Consider the following 20,111-nt stretch of genomic DNA (forward strand, 5'->3'; position numbering starts at 1 on the left):
ATTTTGTTTATCATCACTTTGAAAAGTGAAAACAAACTAGTGATTATCAACTCACAAGTGCCCACACAGATTAATAGGTTTCAAATTTTTAAAGAGCAAACTAACAAGGCATACTGTGATTTGAATCACTCGCTCCGTGTCAGTGGATGCGCAGTATAGGCAATTCAGATTTTCGTGCAAGCCTTTTTATTAAAAAAAATACCGTTAGAACAACAATTAACCACATAGGGTAAATACCATACTAAAAAGGCTATTTTATTGATTATTTCCTCAATCAGTCTTATCTCCTCACACTTAAATAGCTATGTTACAATTATCATCTATTCAAACTTTATTGAGATATACACATGAAAATCGGCATTATCGGTGCAATGGAACAAGAAGTTGCCATTCTAAAAGAACAAATTGAAGGTTTAACAACCACGATAAAAGCAGGATGTACTTTCCATACTGGTACCTTAGCTGGAACAGACGTCGTATTACTGCAATCTGGTATTGGTAAAGTTGCAGCAGCAGTAGGGACAACATTACTTATTTCAGATCATAATGTAGATCTTGTATTAAATACGGGTTCAGCGGGTGGGTTTGATTCATCATTAAATCTTGGCGATGTCGTAATTTCAACAGAAGTACGCCACCATGATGCAGACGTAACAGCTTTTGGCTACGAAATGGGCCAAATGGCGCAACAGCCAGCCGCTTTTAAAGCTGACGAAAAATTAATGTCTGTAGCAGAGCAAGCATTGACACAAATGGAAAATAAACACGCTGTTCGTGGCTTAATCTGCACTGGTGACGCTTTTGTATGCACACCTGAACGCCAGACGTTTATCCGTACTCACTTCCCATCAGTTATTGCTGTTGAAATGGAAGCTTCAGCAATAGCTCAAACATGTCATCAGTTTGAAGTTCCATTTGTTGTTGTTCGTGCAATTTCAGATGTTGCAGATAAAGAGTCTCCAATGAGTTTTGAAGAGTTTTTACCTCTTGCCGCACAAAGCTCATCTGAGATGGTGACCAAAATGGTTGCTCTATTAAATAAATAGCATCTTAAATTGAGCTAGCCAAACGCTAGCTCAATTTTCTCTCTTTTATATAGTAAACATATATGCTTGAAAAATTCTCTTTACTCATTGCTGATTATTCTCTGTTGGTTTTATGGGGAGCGTTATTATTTCATTTGCTTTTACCGATCCCAGTTCATGCCCACCCCATGACTATTTGGCGAAAATTCGCAGAGTTATTAGCGAACAAAGTAAATAATACTCGATCTTATCAACAACGTTTTCTTTCTGGCTCTCTCGCTTGGGCCTTAATGGTCATCCCTGCATTTATTGTCTGTATCGCAGCTCAACCCATAGTTTGGAACCTTCCTCTATTTAATTTGGGACTACTTCTTATTTCACTAGAATGGCGAGGCGTTGAAAAACTCTGTAAAGATACAATTCAATCAATTAATCAAAACAATAAAGAAGAAGCAAAGGCTGCTCTACAACCTTGGGTTAACCGAGATGTTGAGCCTTTATCTCTATTAGGTTTGGGCAAAGCCAGTGCAGAAACGATAATTTTAGGCTACGCAAGAACCGTCATTGGCGTTTTATTTTGGTATGCGATTGCTGGTGGTATTGGTGCGTTTATTTACCGCTTATCTTTAGAGTTAGCAAGAGCTTGGTCTCCATCAAGAGATTCATTCCGACCATTTGGCATTCCGGCATTAACCATACAAGCTTTTCTTGATTTTATTCCTTTAAAACTGTTTAGCTTATTATGTCTTGTTGGTAAACACCTTCAAAACACGCTCCACACCTTAAATCTGCAACGTAAGAGTTGGGCAAACACAAATAATGCGTGGCTACTTATCATTATTGGTAAAAAATTTGAGCTTTCTCTTGGCGGTCCTGTTATTTATCAAGGCAAGAAAATTAGCCGCCCAAAGCTGGGAGGGAAAATTGCGCCGTCAGCTCTTCATTTAGCGCAAATACATCGTTTCTTAAGCTGGAGAATTGCTATTTGGTTAATTCTTCAAAGCACTCTAATGGTTATAATCAAACATGGGTTATAACTTTTATTTCAACGACATCATGCAGTAAGTCATAGAGGACAAGATGTTAATCTATATAATTGATATGTTTGGTACCGCCATCTTTGCTATTTCAGGCGTTTTATTAGCGGGACGATTAAAAATGGACCCTTTTGGTGTCACTGTTCTCGCTAGCGTTACCGCTATTGGCGGAGGAACCATTCGAGATATGGCGCTTGGCGCTACCCCTGTTTTCTGGATTACTGATACTAACTATTTATTAGTCATTTTTGTTACTTGCATTTTAACCATGTTAATCATCAGAAAACCAAAACGTCTTCCTTGGTATGTTCTTCCTGTATCTGATGCCATTGGACTAGCTGTATTTGTCGGAATTGGTGTTGAAAAGGCCCTAAGCTATAACGCAGACCCAATGGTTGCCGTGATTATGGGGGTAATAACTGGCTGCGGAGGAGGCATTATTCGTGATGTTCTTGCTCGCGAAGTACCAATGGTATTAAGAAGTGAAGTGTATGCCACTGCTTGTATTATCGGAGGTATAGTTCATACCTCAGTTCTTGAGTTTAATATTCAAAGCTCAACAGCCATGCTCTTTGGCGTAGCAACAACATTGGTCATTCGATTAGCCGCTATTCGCTGGCATCTATCTTTACCGACTTTTGCGCTCAATAAATAAAGTATTAAGCCAACTCTGTTCACATTATTGAGTTGGCTTTTTTGTTTATTTTTAATTAATGGAACTTTTTTTTATTAAAAGGTGACAAAACGATAACTTCGTCACATAGCAGTTAACTCAAAAACAAGCTAAACTCCTATGTTGTTATTTCTATGAATTCTTTACCTAATTAGTCGAATGATATTATCTAAATTAACTCGCATTCCTGTTATCCATCGTATTCTTATTGGTATTTGTAGCGCTGGGATAATTGTTGCTGTAGCGACAATTCCAGACTCGGTCGCCCCTGACTCAGGCTTTTATAAATTAGCGGTCGGACAAACATACCCCATTGAAATTCGTCAAGAATCACTTATTTCGCATGAACAAACCTCCCCAAATAAGCAACTCTCTTGGGAGAATTATACGGTTAAGTCAGGTGAAAGTGCTTCTGTATTATTCAGTCGAGCAGGACTAACCGCTCGCCAACTTTATAATCTAACCAGCAGCGATAAAGAAATTGAGCAACAATTAACCCGCCTCCGTCCTGGTGATAAATTAAAGTTTGGCTTCAATAAAAACCAAGAAATTATCCAACTTATCCGTCCTATTAGTAAATTTGAAACCTATAGGATCAGTAAAGTAGGTGACCAATACATTGGTTTATTTGAAAAACAAGACATCGAAACCCAACTTAATTATACCAAAGCGACAATTACCTCTAATTTTTGGAATGCTTCAATTAGCGCAGGTTTAAATGCAAACCAAATAATGGAATTAGCAGGCATTTTTGGTTGGGATATTGATTTTGCTCTAGACATTCGTGAAGGCGACAGTTTTAACGTTCTTTATGAAGAGCGTTATGTTGAAGGTGAATACGCAGGTAAAGGAAATATTATTGCGGCTTCTTTTACCAATCGCGGAGATACCTTTACTGCTATTCGTAATGATAAAAATGGCAATTTCTATGAGCCAAATGGCCGAGCAATGAAAAAGGCTTTTTTACGCTCTCCAATTAACTTCCGTTATGTAAGCTCTAACTTTAACCCTCGTCGCTTGCACCCAGTAACAGGGCAAAGAAAAGCACATAGAGGCACTGATTATGTCGCACCTGTTGGTACCCCTATTTGGGCAGCAGGTGATGGTGTGGTTGATAAGTCAGGTTACAATCAATTCAATGGTAATTATGTCTTTATTCGCCATAGTAATACCTACATTACTAAGTATTTACATATGACTAAGCGTTATGTCAAAGCGGGACAACGAGTAAAGCAAGGAGATACGGTTGGTACCCTAGGTGGTACAGGACGAGTTACAGGCCCTCACTTACATTATGAATTCTTAGTTAACGGTGTTCATAAAGATGCAAGAACGGTCTCGTTACCACAATCAAAATCATTAACAGGCAATGATAAAAAAGAGTTTGAAGTGGTAGCAAAAGAGCGTTTAAAACAACTCGAACAATACAGTCAGTTTATTGTGGGTAATCACCCTGTGCTAACCCACTAATAAATGAAAATAAGATAATGCCCTATCATGTCGTTAATCAGTGACAACATAGGGCATTATTTTTATCCTTAACTTGAGTGTTTTTTATCTCGACCTAGCATCAATAAACAAGGTGTTAATACAAGAGTTAATACCGTAGCAAAGGCTAACCCCCCAGCCACTGCGGTTGCTAATTGTGACCACCACTGAGTACTAGGAGCACCAAACTCTACTTTTTGACTTACCAGATCGATATTCATTTCCAATACCATTGGCATCAAACCTAAAATCGTCGTTACTGTGGTTAATAACACAGGTCGTAAACGCTGAACCCCTGTTTGTAATATTGCATCAACTTTCTCAAGCCCTTCTTTACGCAATGTATTGTAGGTATCAATAAGTACAATATTATTATTAACAACAATCCCAGCCAAAGAGATGACCCCTATCCCCGACATAATGATGCCAAAAGGACGTTGGAAGATAAGCAAACCTGCAAAGACACCAACCGTTGAAAATAAAACAGCACTTAAAATAAGGAAAGCCTGATAAAAACTATTAAATTGAGTTACCAAAATGATCGCCATCACCGCTAAAGCAACAACAAAAGCATTTTGAAGAAATGCGGCTGAATTATTCTGCTCTTCGTTTTGGCCTCTCAGTTTAAACTCAACCCCATCAGGTAAATTTAAAGCGCTTAATGCTGATTCAATTTTTGGCAATTCAATACTCAAATTATAACCATCACTCATATCGGCTTTTACCGTTAGCACTCGATGCCCATCAATTCGATGAATCGTATCTTGTTTGTGAGTAGGGATAATTCGTGCAAAATTAGTGATAGGAACTAATCCATTAGCGGTTTTTACCCTTAACTCATCAAAACGTCCGATATCTCGATGTTCTTCAGGAAAACGAACAAGAATATCAACTTGTTCATCATTATCATCTGGCAGGTAATCCCCTATTTTGAGTCCATTCGTCACAAATTGTACAGTATTACCAACCAGTGTCGCATCCGCACCAAAGCGTGCGGCATCATCTCGACGAATATCAATTTTCCAATCAATACCTTGTTTATTTGAAGTATCACTAACATTCGTAAAGGCTGGATTCGCATCAATCCACTCTCTTACTCGCATTACTGATTGATTAAGTAACTCACCGTTTCTTGCACTGAGTTCGATAACTAAATCATGCTCACTCGGAGGGCCAGCATTCGGTGTACTAAACTCCAATTCAATACCTGCAATGTCCTTTGTTTGAGTCCTTAAATCATTGATGATCTCTTTCACTGGTCTGCGATATTGCCAATCCACTGGGGTTATTTGAATTTGTCCAATTTCATCATCGCCACCGGTTCGCGTATAAATACTGTCTAATTCTTTCATTCCCAATATTTGGTCTTGCACTTCAACCATTAATTTATCTTTCTCATTAATAGAAAGATCACCATGAGAGCGCACTTTGACCGTTAAGAATGGAGGATCAACATCAGGGAAAAAGACAACACCCAAACCAGCTTTCGCATAAGTAAACCCAATCCCTATTGCTAATATTATTGCTAACAACAGAATTTTAAATGGGTGCTTAAGTGCCATTGATAATGTATGAAAATAGAGTTTTGTTATCCCTTCAGCTTGACTAAAATCCCCCTGACTTAACGCATACAGTTTTTCCCTCTTCTTTGGTAAGACTTGTTGAGGTTTACCAAATAAACTCCCCAAAACCGGGACAAATAAAAGTGCCATAACAAGAGATGCACTCAGTGTAGCAATTAAGGTGAGAGGCAAGTACTTCATAAATTCGCCTGTAATATCAGGCCAAAATAACAAAGGGGCAAAAGCAGCTAAGGTGGTTGCGGTAGATGCGGTGATCGGCCACGCCATTCGTTGTGCAGCTTCTCGATAGGCATCAAGACGGTTCGCACCTTCCTGCATTCGTCGATCGGCATATTCAGTAACCACAATTGCGCCATCAACAAGCATTCCTACCGCCATAATAAGCGAAAATAGCACGACAATATTAATGGTTAACCCAGACAGCGCTAACATTAATAGGCCAGTTAGGAACGAACCCGGAATTGAGATCCCAACCAGAAGGGCCGTTCTTGCTCCTAGAATAGCAATGATGACAATCACTACTAATAAAATGGCTGATAAAATATTATTTTGCAGATCGTTAAGCATGATCTTAACGTCTTTTGACTCATCCCACGTGTATTTTACCAATAAATTGTTTGGCCATGAGTCAAGCGCTTGAGCACCGGCTAAAACTGCTTTTACTATCTCAACTGTTTCAATTATGTTTTCGCCAGAGCGTTTTTTGATATCGAGGACAATGGCCTTTTCACCATTTAGTCGAGCGTAACTATTAGGATCTCTAAACGCTTTTCGAACCGTTGCAATATCTCCAAAAGTCACCACTTGCTTACCATCAACTTTAATAGGTAATTCAAGGACATCTTTTAATGAATCAAAAACAGAAGGGACTTTAACTGAAAATCGTCCATAACCGGTATCAACAAACCCAGCTGCAACCACTCGGTTGTTCAACGCTATCAAATTATAAATAGCGGCTTGATCTAGACCATAACTTTCTAATAAAAGAGGGTCTACTATGATTTCAACAACATCTTCTCGATCTCCTGCAATATCAACTTCTAATATTTGCTTATAACTTTCGAGCTTGTCTTGTAATTTTCGTGCAATTTGTACTGCGGTTCGCTCAGGTACCGTTCCATATAGCACTACGGATAATACGGCTTGTTCTGCTGCTAGAGTAACTTCATGTACGGTTGGCTCATCACTCTCTTCTGGTAAGTCCGGTTTTACCAGATCAACCGCATCTCTTACATCGGTAAGGGCTTTATCCAAATCCGTTCCAACATTAAACTCTAATGTTACCGAACCATGGCCTTCCCCCGCGACCGCTGTCATTTCTTTGATCCCTTCAATAGAGCGTAATTCTTGCTCCATCGGGCGAACCAATAAGCGCTCAGAATCTTCAGGAGAAATACCTTGATGGCTCATTGATACATAAATGATTGGGATCGTAATGTCCGGATTCGACTCTTTTGGGATAATAATATAAGTCGATATACCTGCTACAAGTAACAGCACCAGTAGCATAAGCATGGTTCGAGAGCGACTCAGAGCTGCATTAATAATGGCTAACATACAATGTCCCTATTTACGTTTTGCGTGAATAAAGTCACCATCACGAACAAACCCTTGGCCAACGGTAATAATATCGACTTCAGCACCAAGCCCTGTTAACCAAATCCCATCATCTTCTGCTTTTACTAATTGGATCGGCACAAATTTTACTTGTTGATCACTGTCTGCGTGCCCTTCACTTTGAATAACTGTTTTTACCCCTAAGTCTCCAGCTTCATTTAGTGCCAACATAGCCGGTGACACTTTTAGCGCCGGCTGAAGATCGAGGTTTATTTCTACTTCAGAGCTCATGCCTGCAGAAATATCTGCCCCAGCATTTGGTATTTCAACTTCAACAGAAAAAGTATTGGTCGACGATGATGATACGCTAGAGATATAACGAACATCCCCCTCAATTGATAAACCGTTAATAAAAAAGACTTCTGCTTTCTGCCCTTTTTCAATCTGCCCAATATGCCTTTCACTTACATTAACTTCGATAACTAAAGGATCTAACACCACAACTTTTGCAACAGGATCACCACGACTCACAAAGTCACCGACCTCAACAAAAAGGTGTTCTACAATGCCATCAAATGGGGCGGTAACCGTCGTGTTCTTTAAAATAAGTTCAGCATTTCTTACGCTCGCTCTGGCCTCCGCTAAAGATGCTTCAGCTTGACTAAAAGCAACTTCACCTTGTAATCCCTTTCGGCGAAGTTCTTTTGCTGCTTTAAACTCTTTCATTCGTACCGAATATATGGCTTTGGCTTGGCTTAAGCGTAAGTCAAGATCTGCCATATCTAAATGAGCGATTGGTTGATCTTTTTTTACTCTAACGCCCTTTCGAACTAAGATATCCTCAATTTGAGCGCCAACTTGTGCACCTAATATTGTTTTACGATCAGGCGCAGTTCTGCCATATAAAGAAATGGTTTTATGAGTGGGAATAGACTGAAATTTTTCAACAATGACATTTGCAAGAGGAACGCTCAAAGACTGATTATCTTCTTTTATCTCTGCATTATCAGCATGAGAAGGACCGCTTATTATCCATAAAAATAAGCTTAAAAATAAACAGAAAGAAATTATCCAAGGGCGATGGATAATATATGAAGAAAAACGAGATGCGAATTTACCCATAGCAACAATCCTTAGTGCTTTAGAGGTAGATAAACAGTAATACATCCTGATTTACTGTAGAAATTAAGTAACCTTTATAACTTAAATTTATAAAAAAAGGTAAGCGAGAAACCTCGAACTTACCTTCTTTATCAGTTTTTATACACTGAACGAAGCACCGCAACCACAGGTTGTTGTTGCGTTCGGGTTATCAATGAAGAAACGAGAACCTTCAAGCCCTTCGGTATAATCAACAACACCACCAATCAAGTATTGTAAACTCATCGGGTCAACAACCAAGGTTACGCCATCATTAACTAAGGTCATATCACCGTCGTTCACTTCTTCATCAAACGTAAATCCATATTGGAAACCACTACAACCACCACCAGTAATGTATACACGTAGTTTTAGATTTGGGTTTTCTTCTTCTGCAATTAGCGTTTTTACTTTTGCTGCGGCAACATCAGAAAACGTTAACGGCACAGATACATCACTCATTTAAACCTCTCAGGATTGGTTTCCAATTCTATTTTATTGCTGATTATCTAATACCTGACTGTTTCATTCAAGTATTCAATTATATCTAATGCTTTACCACTTAATATCGGGATCGCATTTCCTGTCACTATTTTACTATTAGATGGGGATTAATACGATCAACTCAAGCATTTTTAGGTACAATAGCGCGCAACTGGTCCAATTGATTACTATGAGGATATAAGTAATGACCAAATCAGCAGAACTATTCGCAAAAGCTCAAGATAAAATTCCTGGTGGCGTAAATTCACCTGTTCGTGCTTTTGCTGGCGTTGGTGGCTCACCAATCTTTATTGAGCGTGCCGATGGCCCATTAATTTTTGATGCCGATGGCAAAGCTTATATTGACTATGTTGGCTCTTGGGGTCCAATGATCCTTGGTCACAACCATGCTGCCATTCGTGAAGCTGTAATTTCTGCAGCACAACGTGGTTTAAGTTTTGGCGCTCCAACAGAAGCTGAGATTAACATGGCTGAACTCGTTTCTGAATTAGTTCCATCAATGGAACAAGTTCGCATGGTTAGTTCTGGTACAGAAGCAACAATGAGCGCCATTCGTCTTGCTCGTGGTTACACAGGCCGCGATAAAATTATGAAATTTGAAGGTTGTTACCATGGACATGCCGATAGTCTACTTGTTAAAGCCGGTTCTGGTGCGTTAACACTTGGTCAACCAAGCTCTCCTGGCGTACCTGCTGATTTTGCTAAATACACACTAACTGCAACATTTAATAATTTAGACTCGGTTCGTGAGTTATTTGCGGCAAACAAGGGTGAGATCGCTTGTATTATCGTAGAGCCTGTCGCAGGTAATATGAACTGCATCCCTCCGGTGGAAGGCTTCCATGAAGGTCTTCGTCAAATTTGTGATGAAGAAGGCGCACTATTAATCTTTGATGAGGTAATGACTGGCTTCCGCGTAGCTGAAAACTGTGCTCAAGGTTACTACAACATCAAACCAGACCTAACAACGCTTGGTAAAGTAATTGGTGGCGGTATGCCTGTTGGTGCATTTGGTGGCCGTAAAGAAGTGATGCAATACATTGCCCCTACTGGTCCTGTTTACCAAGCAGGTACGCTTTCAGGTAACCCTGTAGCAATGGCGGCTGGTTTTGCTTGCTTAAAAGTACTAACAGAAGAAGGCAATGAAAAACGCCTTGCTACTACAACAAAACAATTAGCGCTAGGCTTAAAAGAGCTAGCAAATAAGCACGGTATCCCAATGGTAGTTAATTACGTTGGCGGTATGTTTGGTTTCTTCTTTACTGATCAAGAAACGATTACTACTTATGAAGACGTCACTAAATGTGATATTGAAAGCTTCAAGCGTTTCTTTAACCTAATGCTATCGCATGGTGTTTATCTTGCACCTTCAGCATTTGAAGCTGGGTTTACTTCTCTAGCTCATGGACCAAAAGAAATCGAAGCGACATTAGAAGCCGCCGATCGCAGTTTTGCTGAAATGGCTTCAAGCACTAAATAAACGACCAACATAAATAAAAAATGGTTTCTCTGCTTATTGAGAAGCCATTTTTATTGCCAGAAATAAATAACCAATACCATTAATCCAACAATAATAAGAGGGATTATTGGAAGTTTTCTTTTTTTATTACTGCTACACGTCTCTTTATCACAACAGCCCATTATTACTCCCCATTATTCTTGCTAAGCTAACCAAGTACCTATATAACTTAACTTACTACCATTATTTGTAAATTGCTTACCGCATCATAAGGGAAGAATGTGTCTCATTTCAATAAACTAAATTCCAGTCATTGGGTTTTAATCGCAGCTTTACTTGCTGCCAGTTATGCGTGTTTTTTATTAATACAACCATACCTAAACCCTATCATTCTTGCTTTTATTATGTCTCTTTTGTTTGCGCCATTGCATAATAAAATCAGTGAAAAACTGCCTAACAGTCCAAACAGTGCCGCTATCTTATCCTGTATGGCACTCACTTTTATTATTGCTATTCCTTTATTTTTTGTTTTTGTTGCTATCGTACAGCAAGGTGCTACTTTTTCTAAAGACGCTTATCATTGGGTTACCGAAGGTGGTGTTCAAGCATTATTTGAGCATCCTATAGTTTCTCAAATATTGGCATTTTTTAATAAGCACTTACCTTTTGATGCTATTGATCCTGCTGAAATAACCCAAAAAATAGCTCAATTAGCCTCTCAGGTTGGTACCAGGGTCGTTGGTGTTAGCGCCCAGATCCTTGGGGATGTCACCAATGTATTAATGAACTTCTTTTTAATGCTCTTTGTTCTTTTCTTCTTATTACGCGATCAAGATAAGATTATCTCAGCATTTCGACACGTACTTCCCCTTTCAAGAAGCCAAGAAGATCGTTTACTTGATGAGATTGAAGAAGTCTCAAAATCAGCCGTACTAGGTTCGTTCTTGACAGCCATCGCTCAAGGTTTAGCGGGCGGCTTTGCTATGTGGCTAGCTGGATTTCCGGGTTTATTCTGGGGAACAATGATGGGCTTTGCTTCATTTATTCCGGTGGTCGGCACTGCACTGATTTGGGTTCCAGCAGCGATTTATTTACTACTAACGAATCAATGGGAATGGGCATTGTTCTTAACGGTTTGGGGGGTTGCCGTGGTAGGTTCGATTGACAACATTGTACGACCATTATTAATGCAAGGTAATTCAGGAATGAATACATTGCTTATTTTCTTTTCTTTATTAGGCGGAATCCACTTATATGGTTTAATCGGCTTAATTTATGGCCCTATTATTTTCGCTCTAACATTAGTGTTATTTAATATGTATGAAACTGAATTTAAAGATTTTTTAGACCAACAAGATAAAAATTAACACCTTAAGAACCATTAATACCATTCTGGATAAGTAGTTGTTCAGATAATTGCTTAGGAAAAATCGATTAGAGCAAGGCATAAATTACAGTAACTAGTGAATCTAATTACAAAATTTATAACGCTGATATAATCGATTTTAACAAGTAAGAATGATCAAATACTTATGTAGATTGGTATAAATAGAGGCTGTATTTATTTACTCTGATAAACAGCCTCTTACTTTTCTTTTTCTTCCCTTAGCTTTGTGCGACAATCTCGTCAGTTTTTGTATTCTTTTGAGGCCACTATGTCTTACTCTGCTCCAAGTCAAATCACTCAACGTCAACTTGCTTATTTTGAAGGCAAACACGTTCTCATTGCTGGTGAACTTACTGATGATTTCCCACTAGAGTTAGTCAAACATTGTGCTTCAACATCAATCTTTACGACTAACTATGGCTACTATAAGCAGTTTGAAAACAATGACAGTATTGAGTGCCATTTTGGTTCTGAGTTAACTGAAAATACCAATGCCGATATGATCCTACTTTATTGGCCAAAAGCAAAAGCTGAAGCTGAATATCTCCTAATGATGCTATTAGCTAAATTAGGTAAAGGAACAGAAATTGTTGTTGTTGGTGAAAATAGAAGCGGCGTGAAAAGCATTGAAAAAATGTTTGCTGATTTTGGACCAATAAATAAATTTGATTCTGCTCGTCGCTGCAGCTTTTATTGGGGTCAATGTACAGAATCAGTACCAGCTTTTAACCTACAATCGTGGTTTAAAGAGTATCAAGTTCAATTTGAAGAGCACACAATTGAAGTAAGAAGCTTACCAGGCGTATTTAGCCATGGTGAATTTGATAAAGGCTCTGAGCTTTTATTACAAACGCTACCTACTTTACGTGGTCACGTACTTGATTTTGGTTGTGGCGCAGGCGTTTTAGGCTCTGTAATGAAAACATTAAACCCTAAAATTCATTTAGATATGGTAGATATCAGTGCGCTTGCAATTGCCTCATCAATTGAAACACTAAAAGCAAATAACCTTGATGGTAAAGTATTTGCGAGTGATGTGTATTCTGATACTAAAGAGAATTACCAATTTATTGTCAGTAATCCCCCCTTTCATGCAGGTTTAAAGACACACTACTCTTCGACAGAAGAGCTACTAGAAAAAGCACCACAAAACCTAACTCATGAAGGCCAATTGATTTTAGTTGCGAATAGTTTCTTACAATATCCACCTATTATTGAAAAAGCTTTTGGGGAATGCTTAACCCTAGCAAAAAATAACAAATTTAAAATTTACGCCGCACAAAAATAATCTAGCACCCCGCCGCACTTTACTCTTCTGCTGCTTGATTTTTAACGTAATTTACGTATAAGAGCAGCAGAACTTCTCGTTAATATTCATCATAACAATAACTACTGACACGTTAATTGTGTCAATTCCGCTGAATGGATCACAGTGTAAACCAGGCTTAAATATGGAAAAAAAACAACACTTTAAACGTCTTCAAAATACGTTAATGATTGCCTTTCTTGCGTTAAGTATTACGCCATTGTCAATTATTGCTATTTTCTTCCTTCACTCTCACAGTCAAGATTTAGCAACTCAAAGTACTGCCCACCTAGTTTCGTTAAGGGACAATAAAGAACAACAAATAACGGACTATTTCAAAGCAAAAAAGTCTGAAGTATTGGGCTTTGCACGCTCTGAACTTGCCAATGCGAGTGGTGGTCGATTCTACGGTCTCGTCAGTGCTTTTCCTCATTTAGGTAGCTCTATAGAAAGCGCCAGAGAAAACGCTCAGCAACGATATATAGAAGGATCGGGGAATAAGATCCGCACCAGTATTTTACCAGAATCTAATTCTTATATTGGTAGTGAGCGCTATCGTCTTTTGCATAAGCGTTACCACTGGGCATACCAAGAACTACTAAAACGCTCTGACTTTACTGATATTCTTCTTGTTGATATTGACGGTAATGTTGTTTATTCCACAAAAAAAGAAGATAACTACGGCACCAATTTACTCACAGGTAAATATAAAAATACGGCTCTAGAAAAAACCTATAGCCAAGTACGAGATATGATGAAAGAAACGAAGAATAAAGAAAACATTCCGATTATCTTCTCTGATTTCTCTTACATCAATAATGAGAACATCTCCTGGTTCGCCGCACCTATCGTGCAACAAGGCTACTTGCATAGTTTCGTTCTTTTTAAACTTCCAAATACTGGTTTATCTAACCTGTTAGTTAATAAAGAAAATAGTTCGATAAAAACCTACTTTGTTGGTGAAGACTCTTACTCTCGTATTAACAATAATGATACAAAGAAAAATTTATCTAAAAATATAATTGCAGCACTTTCAGGGAAAACTAGTGTTGGCAGCTTTATTGATAAAAAAGATAAAAATGTATTGGCTGCGTTTACTCCTATTACTATTGATAACCATACTTGGGGGCTATCTATTGAGTTGCCTGAAAAAGAAGCATTTGCACGTATTCAACAATTAGAGCAGATTTTTATTGTTGCTATGATTATTGCAATTGTCAGTGTTGTTATCGCTTCCCATTTCCTATCTAATTCGATTACCGCGCCTCTTTTACGCCTCACTTGGGCAGCAGAGCGTGTTTCTGCCGGGGATCTAGACCAAGACATGATCAGTACTGATAGAAAAGATGAGATCGGTCGTCTGGCCGTCAGTTTTGCTCGTATGCAACGTTCAATTAGAGAAAAGATTCAACTAATAAAGGCGCAGAACGAAGAGTTAGAAGCTAACCTTGCTCTTATTCAAAATAAGAATAAAGAACTGGAAGCTACAGATAAGTTGAAGGATGAGTTTCTCGCAACCACATCTCACGAGTTAAGAACGCCATTACATGGCATGGTTGGTATTGCTGAAGCGCTATACACTGGTGCAAATGGTCCAATATCGGCTTCTCATCGACACCAATTAGAGATAATCATTAACAGCGGTCAAAGACTAACTAATTTAGTTAACGATCTGTTGGACTACCATAAAATGCGCCATGGTAATCTGGATATTAACCGCCATGTAGCAGATCTATCAGCAGCAACAAGTCTAGTCCTCGAATTATCACAACACTTACTTGGCAATAAACCTATTCGTATCATTAACCAAGTAGATAAATCATTACCTTCTGTATATGCCGATGAACAGCGTCTTGAGCAAGTTCTCTACAATTTAATTGGCAATGCAATTAAGTATACCTCAGAAGGTAAAATTGTAATTTCAGCTAGCGTCGTTGACCAATGTTTAAGAGTGCAAGTTGTCGATACTGGCCATGGTATCCCTGCCGATGAATTAGAGCATATTTTTGAGCCATTGATTCAAGCAGGACATGACTCAAATCGCTACCGCCAAGGCTCTGGACTCGGTTTATCAATTAGCCGCCAACTCATTGAACTCATGGGCGGCTCTCTCTATGTAAGCAGTCAACCAATGGTTGGGGCTACTTTTAGCTTTACGATTCCTTTAGCAACAAAAGAGCAAATACAGCATCATAAATTGCTTACTAAAGAAGACATAGCTCATTATCAAACACCTGAGAAGTTAGAATACAATCTGGATGAATTAGCAGAAGAGATCCCTGAGAATCCTGATGGTCCCTTACTTTTAGTTGCCGATGATGAACCGGTAAACCTTCAAGTATTAAGTAGCTTTTTAAAGCTTGAGGGCTATCGCGTTAAAACAGCAAATGACGGGCCTGAAACCTTGCAGGTACTAAAAGAAGAAAAGCCAGAATTATTATTACTAGATGTAATGATGCCAGGTATGAGTGGTTATGAGGTGTGTCAATCCCTAAGACAAGAATACAATCATTCACAACTACCAATCATCATGCTCACTGCATTAAATCAAACTCAAGATCGTGTGAGAGGGTTTGAATCTGGTGCTAACGACTATTTAAGCAAACCCTTTAATAAACAAGAATTAGCTGCCAGAATTAAAGCACATATTCAAGCAAGTCAAACTGAAGGCTTTATTAATGAAAACAGCCGATTACTACAAGAAATACGTCATAGAGAAAAAGTAGAAGCCAGCTTACTAGAAACACAAACACATATTTTAGAGCAATTAAATCATGCTCATGAGGCTATTATTTGCGCTAAAAAAGATGGCAACATTCAATATGTTAATCACGCAGCAGCTAAGCTATTCCAAAGAACAGAAGAGCAACTAACTCGCTACTCTATTGATGAACTGATTGCCAAACGAAGCTTAATTGAAAGTAAGCAAAATCACAGAGGTAATATTGATGTTTATATTGATGGTGGAATAGAGCAAATTAATGCAGACCTTTTGCATCTACCAGCAGAGTCTGGTTTATCATTAATGCTCATCGTAAGTCACAAACATGAAGCCAGTGAGCAGCGCATTCATGATTTAGAAAGCGCTGTTGAAGCACTTTCTGCCTTTGCGTTTGACGGAGATAAACAGAAATTAGACTCCTTATCTCTACTCAGTGGTGATATAGCCCAATTGGTCACAAAGGCTAATGAAAATAAAGATGATAAAGGCACCATTATGCGTGAATTAATTGTCGATGGGATGACTTCAGGGCTGCATTATTGGGAAGAATCAACAGGGCAAACTAAATACACTTTAGCTGAAGAAAGTGGATTATGGCGAGTTTACCTTGATAGAAGCACGTTACAAACTCGAACTCTAGATAAGTATTTACGCGTTGAAACATTACCTAAAACACCAAGGTGGCGCACAGTAATAAGCACCCTAGAGTACATCTTGACGCATTGTGAGCAACATAATACCCAACGAGAAAAGCTCGTTAGAATTAAAGACAAACTTCAAATTCTCATTGCATCAGCCTAAATTATTCTATTTTTATCCCAATAAAAACCTACAATTATTTGTAGGTTTTTTTTCATCATTACAAATTATCATGGCGAAATAAGCCTTCCAAAATCTATTCTTAATACCGCTAAATTTACGAATATCAGTACTTAATACCCTAGGTTTAATCAGTTTGTCATAATTATGAGAAGCGACTCACAACAAATTTGATGTGATAATTTTAGCGGTAAAATTAACGTTCAAGATCACTAGTGACTCCTATCACTATCTATAAAGCTAAGCCTAAGAACCTTTACCAGAAAAGAAAACAAGGTAAGTAACCACTAACATTTCATCTTATGGTACGGTATTTATTTGCGTGGTATCACACGGATAAACTCGTTCAAATAATAAACAAAACAATTAAAAGTAACGGTTTTAACGTTAAATCCATCAATTTTGCCGTTTTTAACGGTAATCGAAATTGACGTTTTAATGCAAAAGCGCTTTTCTATACATGCCCAAGGCCTACAGGCCACTCAAAAAACATTTAAACGCAATTTGGAAAAATGGATTTGAGGTAGGTCTTTAATGTGTGTTTATCAAATTGATAAAGACGTATATATCGTGAAACTAAAGCAAAGAGTAAGGAACAGCTATGCTTGCCAATATTAAAAAAACTACACTAGCTGCTGCTGTATTAGCAGCAACAACGGGTTTTGCAGCAACAGATGCAGCTGCTCGTAGTGAGCTAACAGTAGTGCCAGATTTCTACCCTACAATGATCCAAAACTTTAACCCATACTTAGCAACTAACCTTCGTACAACAACTGATTTTGTTTACGAACCATTAGTTATCTTTAATGAGATGCACGGTAATAAACCTGTAATGCGTCTTGCTGAAGACTTCCGTATGTCTGACGATCTTATGAGTGTTACTTTTGATATTCGTAAAGGAGTAAAATGGTCTGATGGTGAGAAATTCACAGCGGATGATGTGATTTATTCTTACCAACTATTAAAAGACAAGCCTGAGCTTGATCAACGTGGTATCAATAAATGGGTAACAAAAGTTGAACGCGTAAACGAATATCAAGTTAAATTTAGCCTATCTGAAGCTAACTCAAACGTTCCATACGAAATTTCATTAGTTCCAATCGTTGCTGAACACATTTGGTCTAAAGTTGAAAACCCAACAACGTTTACTAACGAAAATCCAGTAGGTACAGGTCCATTTACTGAAATTGATACTTTTACACCACAACTTTACATTCAATGTCGTAACCCGAATTACTGGGATAACGACAACCTAGATGTAGACTGTTTACGTGTACCTCAAATCGCAAACAACGACCAATTATTAGGTAAAGTAGTTAACTCAGAACTTGATTGGACTTCATCTTTCATTCCTGACATTGACCGTACTTACGCTTCAGCAAGTCCTAACCACCAATACTGGTACCCGCCATCAGGTACACAAGCATTCATGGTTAACTTCAAAAACCCTGATGCAGCTAAAAATGAAGCACTAACAAACGTTGAGTTCCGTCGCGCTATGGGTATGGCTCTTGATCGTCAAACCATCATTGATATCGCATTCTACGGCGGCGGTACTGTGAATGATTTCGCATCTGGTCTTGGTTATGCATTTGAAGCATGGTCTGATGAAGCTATTCATAACAAGTACAAGAAATTCAATACATACAATGTTGAAGCGGCTCAAAAGCAACTAGCTAAAGCAGGCTTTAAAGACATTAACGGTGATGGATACGTTGAAACTCCATCAGGTAAATCGTTTGAGCTTCTAGTGCAATCACCAAATGGTTGGACTGACTTCAACAACACGGTTCAACTTGCTGTTGAGCAACTAGATGAAGTTGGTATTAAAGCAAAAGCTCGTACTCCAGAGTTTGCGGTTTACAACCAAGCGATGTTAGATGCAACTTATGATGTAGCTTACACTAACTACTTCCACGGTGCCGATCCTCACCTATACTGGAACAGTGCTTATAACTCAGCACTTCAAAATGGTGATGGTATGCCACGTTTCGCAATGCACTACTTCAAAGATGCGAAACTGGATGCACTACTTGATAGCTTCTACAAAACAGCTGACCGTGATGAGCAACTAGAAATCGCTCATGGCATTCAGAAAATCATTGCAGAGAATCAAGTAACAATCCCTGTAATGTCTGGTGCTTACATGTACCAATACAACACTAAACGCTTCACTGGTTGGTGGAACGAGAAGAATCCTAAGGGTCGTCCAAATATCTGGGCAGGTATCCCTGAGCGTCTTCTACACGTTCTTGACCTAAAACCTGTTAAGTAATATGTAACTATCTTTGCGGTGTACCCCTTGTGCACCGCCTATTCCCCCCTTCCCTACTAGCTAAAGGAATGGCGCTCGTCGTCAGGGGTTTTTATGTCCTGATTTCCAGGTCAGGCAAACAATATCTGGATGAGTAAGGTGTGAGTTATGGGATTTTTTCTAAGACGTTTATCGTTCTATTTTATTGCGTTGGTCGTTGCTGCAACGATTAACTTCATCATTCCGCGAGCAATGCCAGGTGATCCTGTTGTCATGATGTTCGCTAATGCAACCACTCAGGTAACTCCTGAGCGTATCGAGGCGATGAAACAACTGCTTGGTTTTGTTGATGGCCCTCTATACGAGCAATACTTTATCTACATCAAAAACATTCTAACTTGGGATCTAGGTACTTCTATCAAGTTCTACCCTTTAAGTGTAAATACACTATTAGGCGGCGCATTTGGTTGGTCTCTATTTCTTGCTGGTACCGCGGTTGTTTTGTCTTTCTCTTTAGGTTCAATCCTAGGTATTTTCGCAGCATGGAAACGCGGCAGTGCTTATGACACATTCATCTCTCCTGGGATGCTGGTTATTCAAGCTGTCCCACAAGTAGTTATTGCTATGCTTGCCATGTTTACTTTTGCTGTCGGCTTAAAATGGTTCCCAACAGGGTATGCGTATACCCCAGGTGTAATTCCTGATTGGACAAGTTGGGCATTTATCAAAGATGTTGCTTATCATGCAATACTTCCACTGTTATGTGCTTCAATCGTTCAAATTGGTGGTTTCCTAATTAACATGCGTAACAACATGATTAACCTACTTGGTGAAGATTACATCACCATGGCTAAAGGAAAGGGATTAAGCGAAAACCGAGTTGTATTTAACTATGCTGCACGAAACGCAATGCTTCCAAGTGTTACTGCTTTATCAATGTCACTAGGTATGGCGATTGGTGGTCAATTAATCGTTGAGATTATCTTTAACTACCCAGGTCTTGGTTCTGTACTATTTAACGCTATCACATCTCGTGACTACCAAGTTCTTCAAGGTCAGCTTCTTATCATGACTCTGTTCATGCTGTTCTTTAACCTTCTTGCTGACATGTTATATGTTGTTCTAGACCCTCGCCTACGCAAGGGAGGAAAATAATA

13 protein-coding genes are annotated in these 20,111 nt (G+C 38.8%); 10 read left to right on the top strand and 3 right to left on the bottom strand.

The window, feature by feature from the left end; all coding sequences use genetic code 11:
* Positions 1-347 precede the first annotated feature (347 nt).
* The 4 genes from mtnN (at position 348) to PVK63_RS19020 (ending at position 4,205) form a co-directional block, all read left to right on the top strand.
* Positions 348-1,046, top strand: a complete 699-nt coding sequence (gene mtnN, locus PVK63_RS19005; RefSeq protein WP_130048884.1) for a 5'-methylthioadenosine/S-adenosylhomocysteine nucleosidase — start codon at positions 348-350, stop codon at positions 1,044-1,046.
* A gap of 62 nt (positions 1,047-1,108) precedes the next feature.
* The gene (locus PVK63_RS19010) at positions 1,109-2,062 is read left to right on the top strand and encodes a cobalamin biosynthesis family protein (protein WP_130088236.1); all 954 of its coding nucleotides are present in this window, start codon (positions 1,109-1,111) and stop codon (positions 2,060-2,062) included.
* A 43-nt stretch (positions 2,063-2,105) separates the two neighbouring features.
* Positions 2,106-2,717 carry a TRIC cation channel family protein gene (locus tag PVK63_RS19015; RefSeq protein WP_130048886.1) on the top strand — a complete coding sequence of 204 codons (612 nt, stop codon included), beginning with the start codon at positions 2,106-2,108 and terminating at the stop codon, positions 2,715-2,717.
* 180 nt (positions 2,718-2,897) lie between these two features.
* Positions 2,898-4,205: a peptidoglycan DD-metalloendopeptidase family protein gene (locus tag PVK63_RS19020; RefSeq protein WP_207215692.1), complete on the top strand. Its 1,308-nt coding sequence runs from the start codon at positions 2,898-2,900 to the stop codon at positions 4,203-4,205.
* Between the two features lie 68 nt (positions 4,206-4,273).
* Here the strand turns inward: PVK63_RS19020 and PVK63_RS19025 are convergent, their stop codons facing one another.
* From PVK63_RS19025 to erpA, 3 genes are all read right to left on the bottom strand, one after another.
* A complete protein-coding gene (locus PVK63_RS19025; protein ID WP_130088235.1) occupies positions 4,274-7,363 on the bottom strand; it encodes an efflux RND transporter permease subunit in 3,090 nt (1,029 codons plus the stop codon).
* Between the two features lie 9 nt (positions 7,364-7,372).
* Positions 7,373-8,485, bottom strand: coding sequence for an efflux RND transporter periplasmic adaptor subunit (locus PVK63_RS19030; RefSeq protein ID WP_130088234.1), 1,113 nt, complete (start codon positions 8,483-8,485; stop codon positions 7,373-7,375).
* Positions 8,486-8,623: 138 nt separating this feature from the next.
* Positions 8,624-8,965: an iron-sulfur cluster insertion protein ErpA gene (gene erpA / locus PVK63_RS19035; RefSeq protein WP_130046203.1), complete on the bottom strand. Its 342-nt coding sequence runs from the start codon at positions 8,963-8,965 to the stop codon at positions 8,624-8,626.
* A gap of 226 nt (positions 8,966-9,191) precedes the next feature.
* On the opposite strand from erpA, the gene hemL reads away from it, so the two are divergent.
* From hemL to PVK63_RS19065, 6 genes are all read left to right on the top strand, one after another.
* Positions 9,192-10,487 (top strand): glutamate-1-semialdehyde 2,1-aminomutase, encoded by a 1,296-nt coding sequence (hemL, locus tag PVK63_RS19040; protein ID WP_130088233.1) that lies wholly within the window; start codon positions 9,192-9,194, stop codon positions 10,485-10,487.
* Between the two features lie 260 nt (positions 10,488-10,747).
* Positions 10,748-11,833, top strand: coding sequence for an AI-2E family transporter (locus PVK63_RS19045; protein ID WP_130048890.1), 1,086 nt, complete (start codon positions 10,748-10,750; stop codon positions 11,831-11,833).
* A 288-nt stretch (positions 11,834-12,121) separates the two neighbouring features.
* A complete protein-coding gene (gene rsmC, locus PVK63_RS19050) occupies positions 12,122-13,141 on the top strand; it encodes a 16S rRNA (guanine(1207)-N(2))-methyltransferase RsmC (protein ID WP_130048891.1) in 1,020 nt (339 codons plus the stop codon).
* A 163-nt stretch (positions 13,142-13,304) separates the two neighbouring features.
* On the top strand, positions 13,305-16,682 hold the full coding sequence (locus tag PVK63_RS19055; protein ID WP_130088232.1) for a response regulator: 3,378 nt from the start codon (positions 13,305-13,307) through the stop codon (positions 16,680-16,682).
* 619 nt (positions 16,683-17,301) lie between these two features.
* A complete protein-coding gene (locus PVK63_RS19060) occupies positions 17,302-18,975 on the top strand; it encodes an ABC transporter substrate-binding protein (RefSeq protein WP_130048893.1) in 1,674 nt (557 codons plus the stop codon).
* Positions 18,976-19,122: 147 nt separating this feature from the next.
* Complete coding sequence (locus PVK63_RS19065; protein WP_130046209.1) at positions 19,123-20,109, top strand: ABC transporter permease; 987 nt, start codon at positions 19,123-19,125, stop codon at positions 20,107-20,109.
* Positions 20,110-20,111: the final 2 nt, after the last annotated feature.

Source organism: Aliivibrio sp. S2TY2 (assembly GCF_028765525.1).
Taxonomy (GTDB): domain Bacteria; phylum Pseudomonadota; class Gammaproteobacteria; order Enterobacterales; family Vibrionaceae; genus Aliivibrio; species Aliivibrio finisterrensis_A.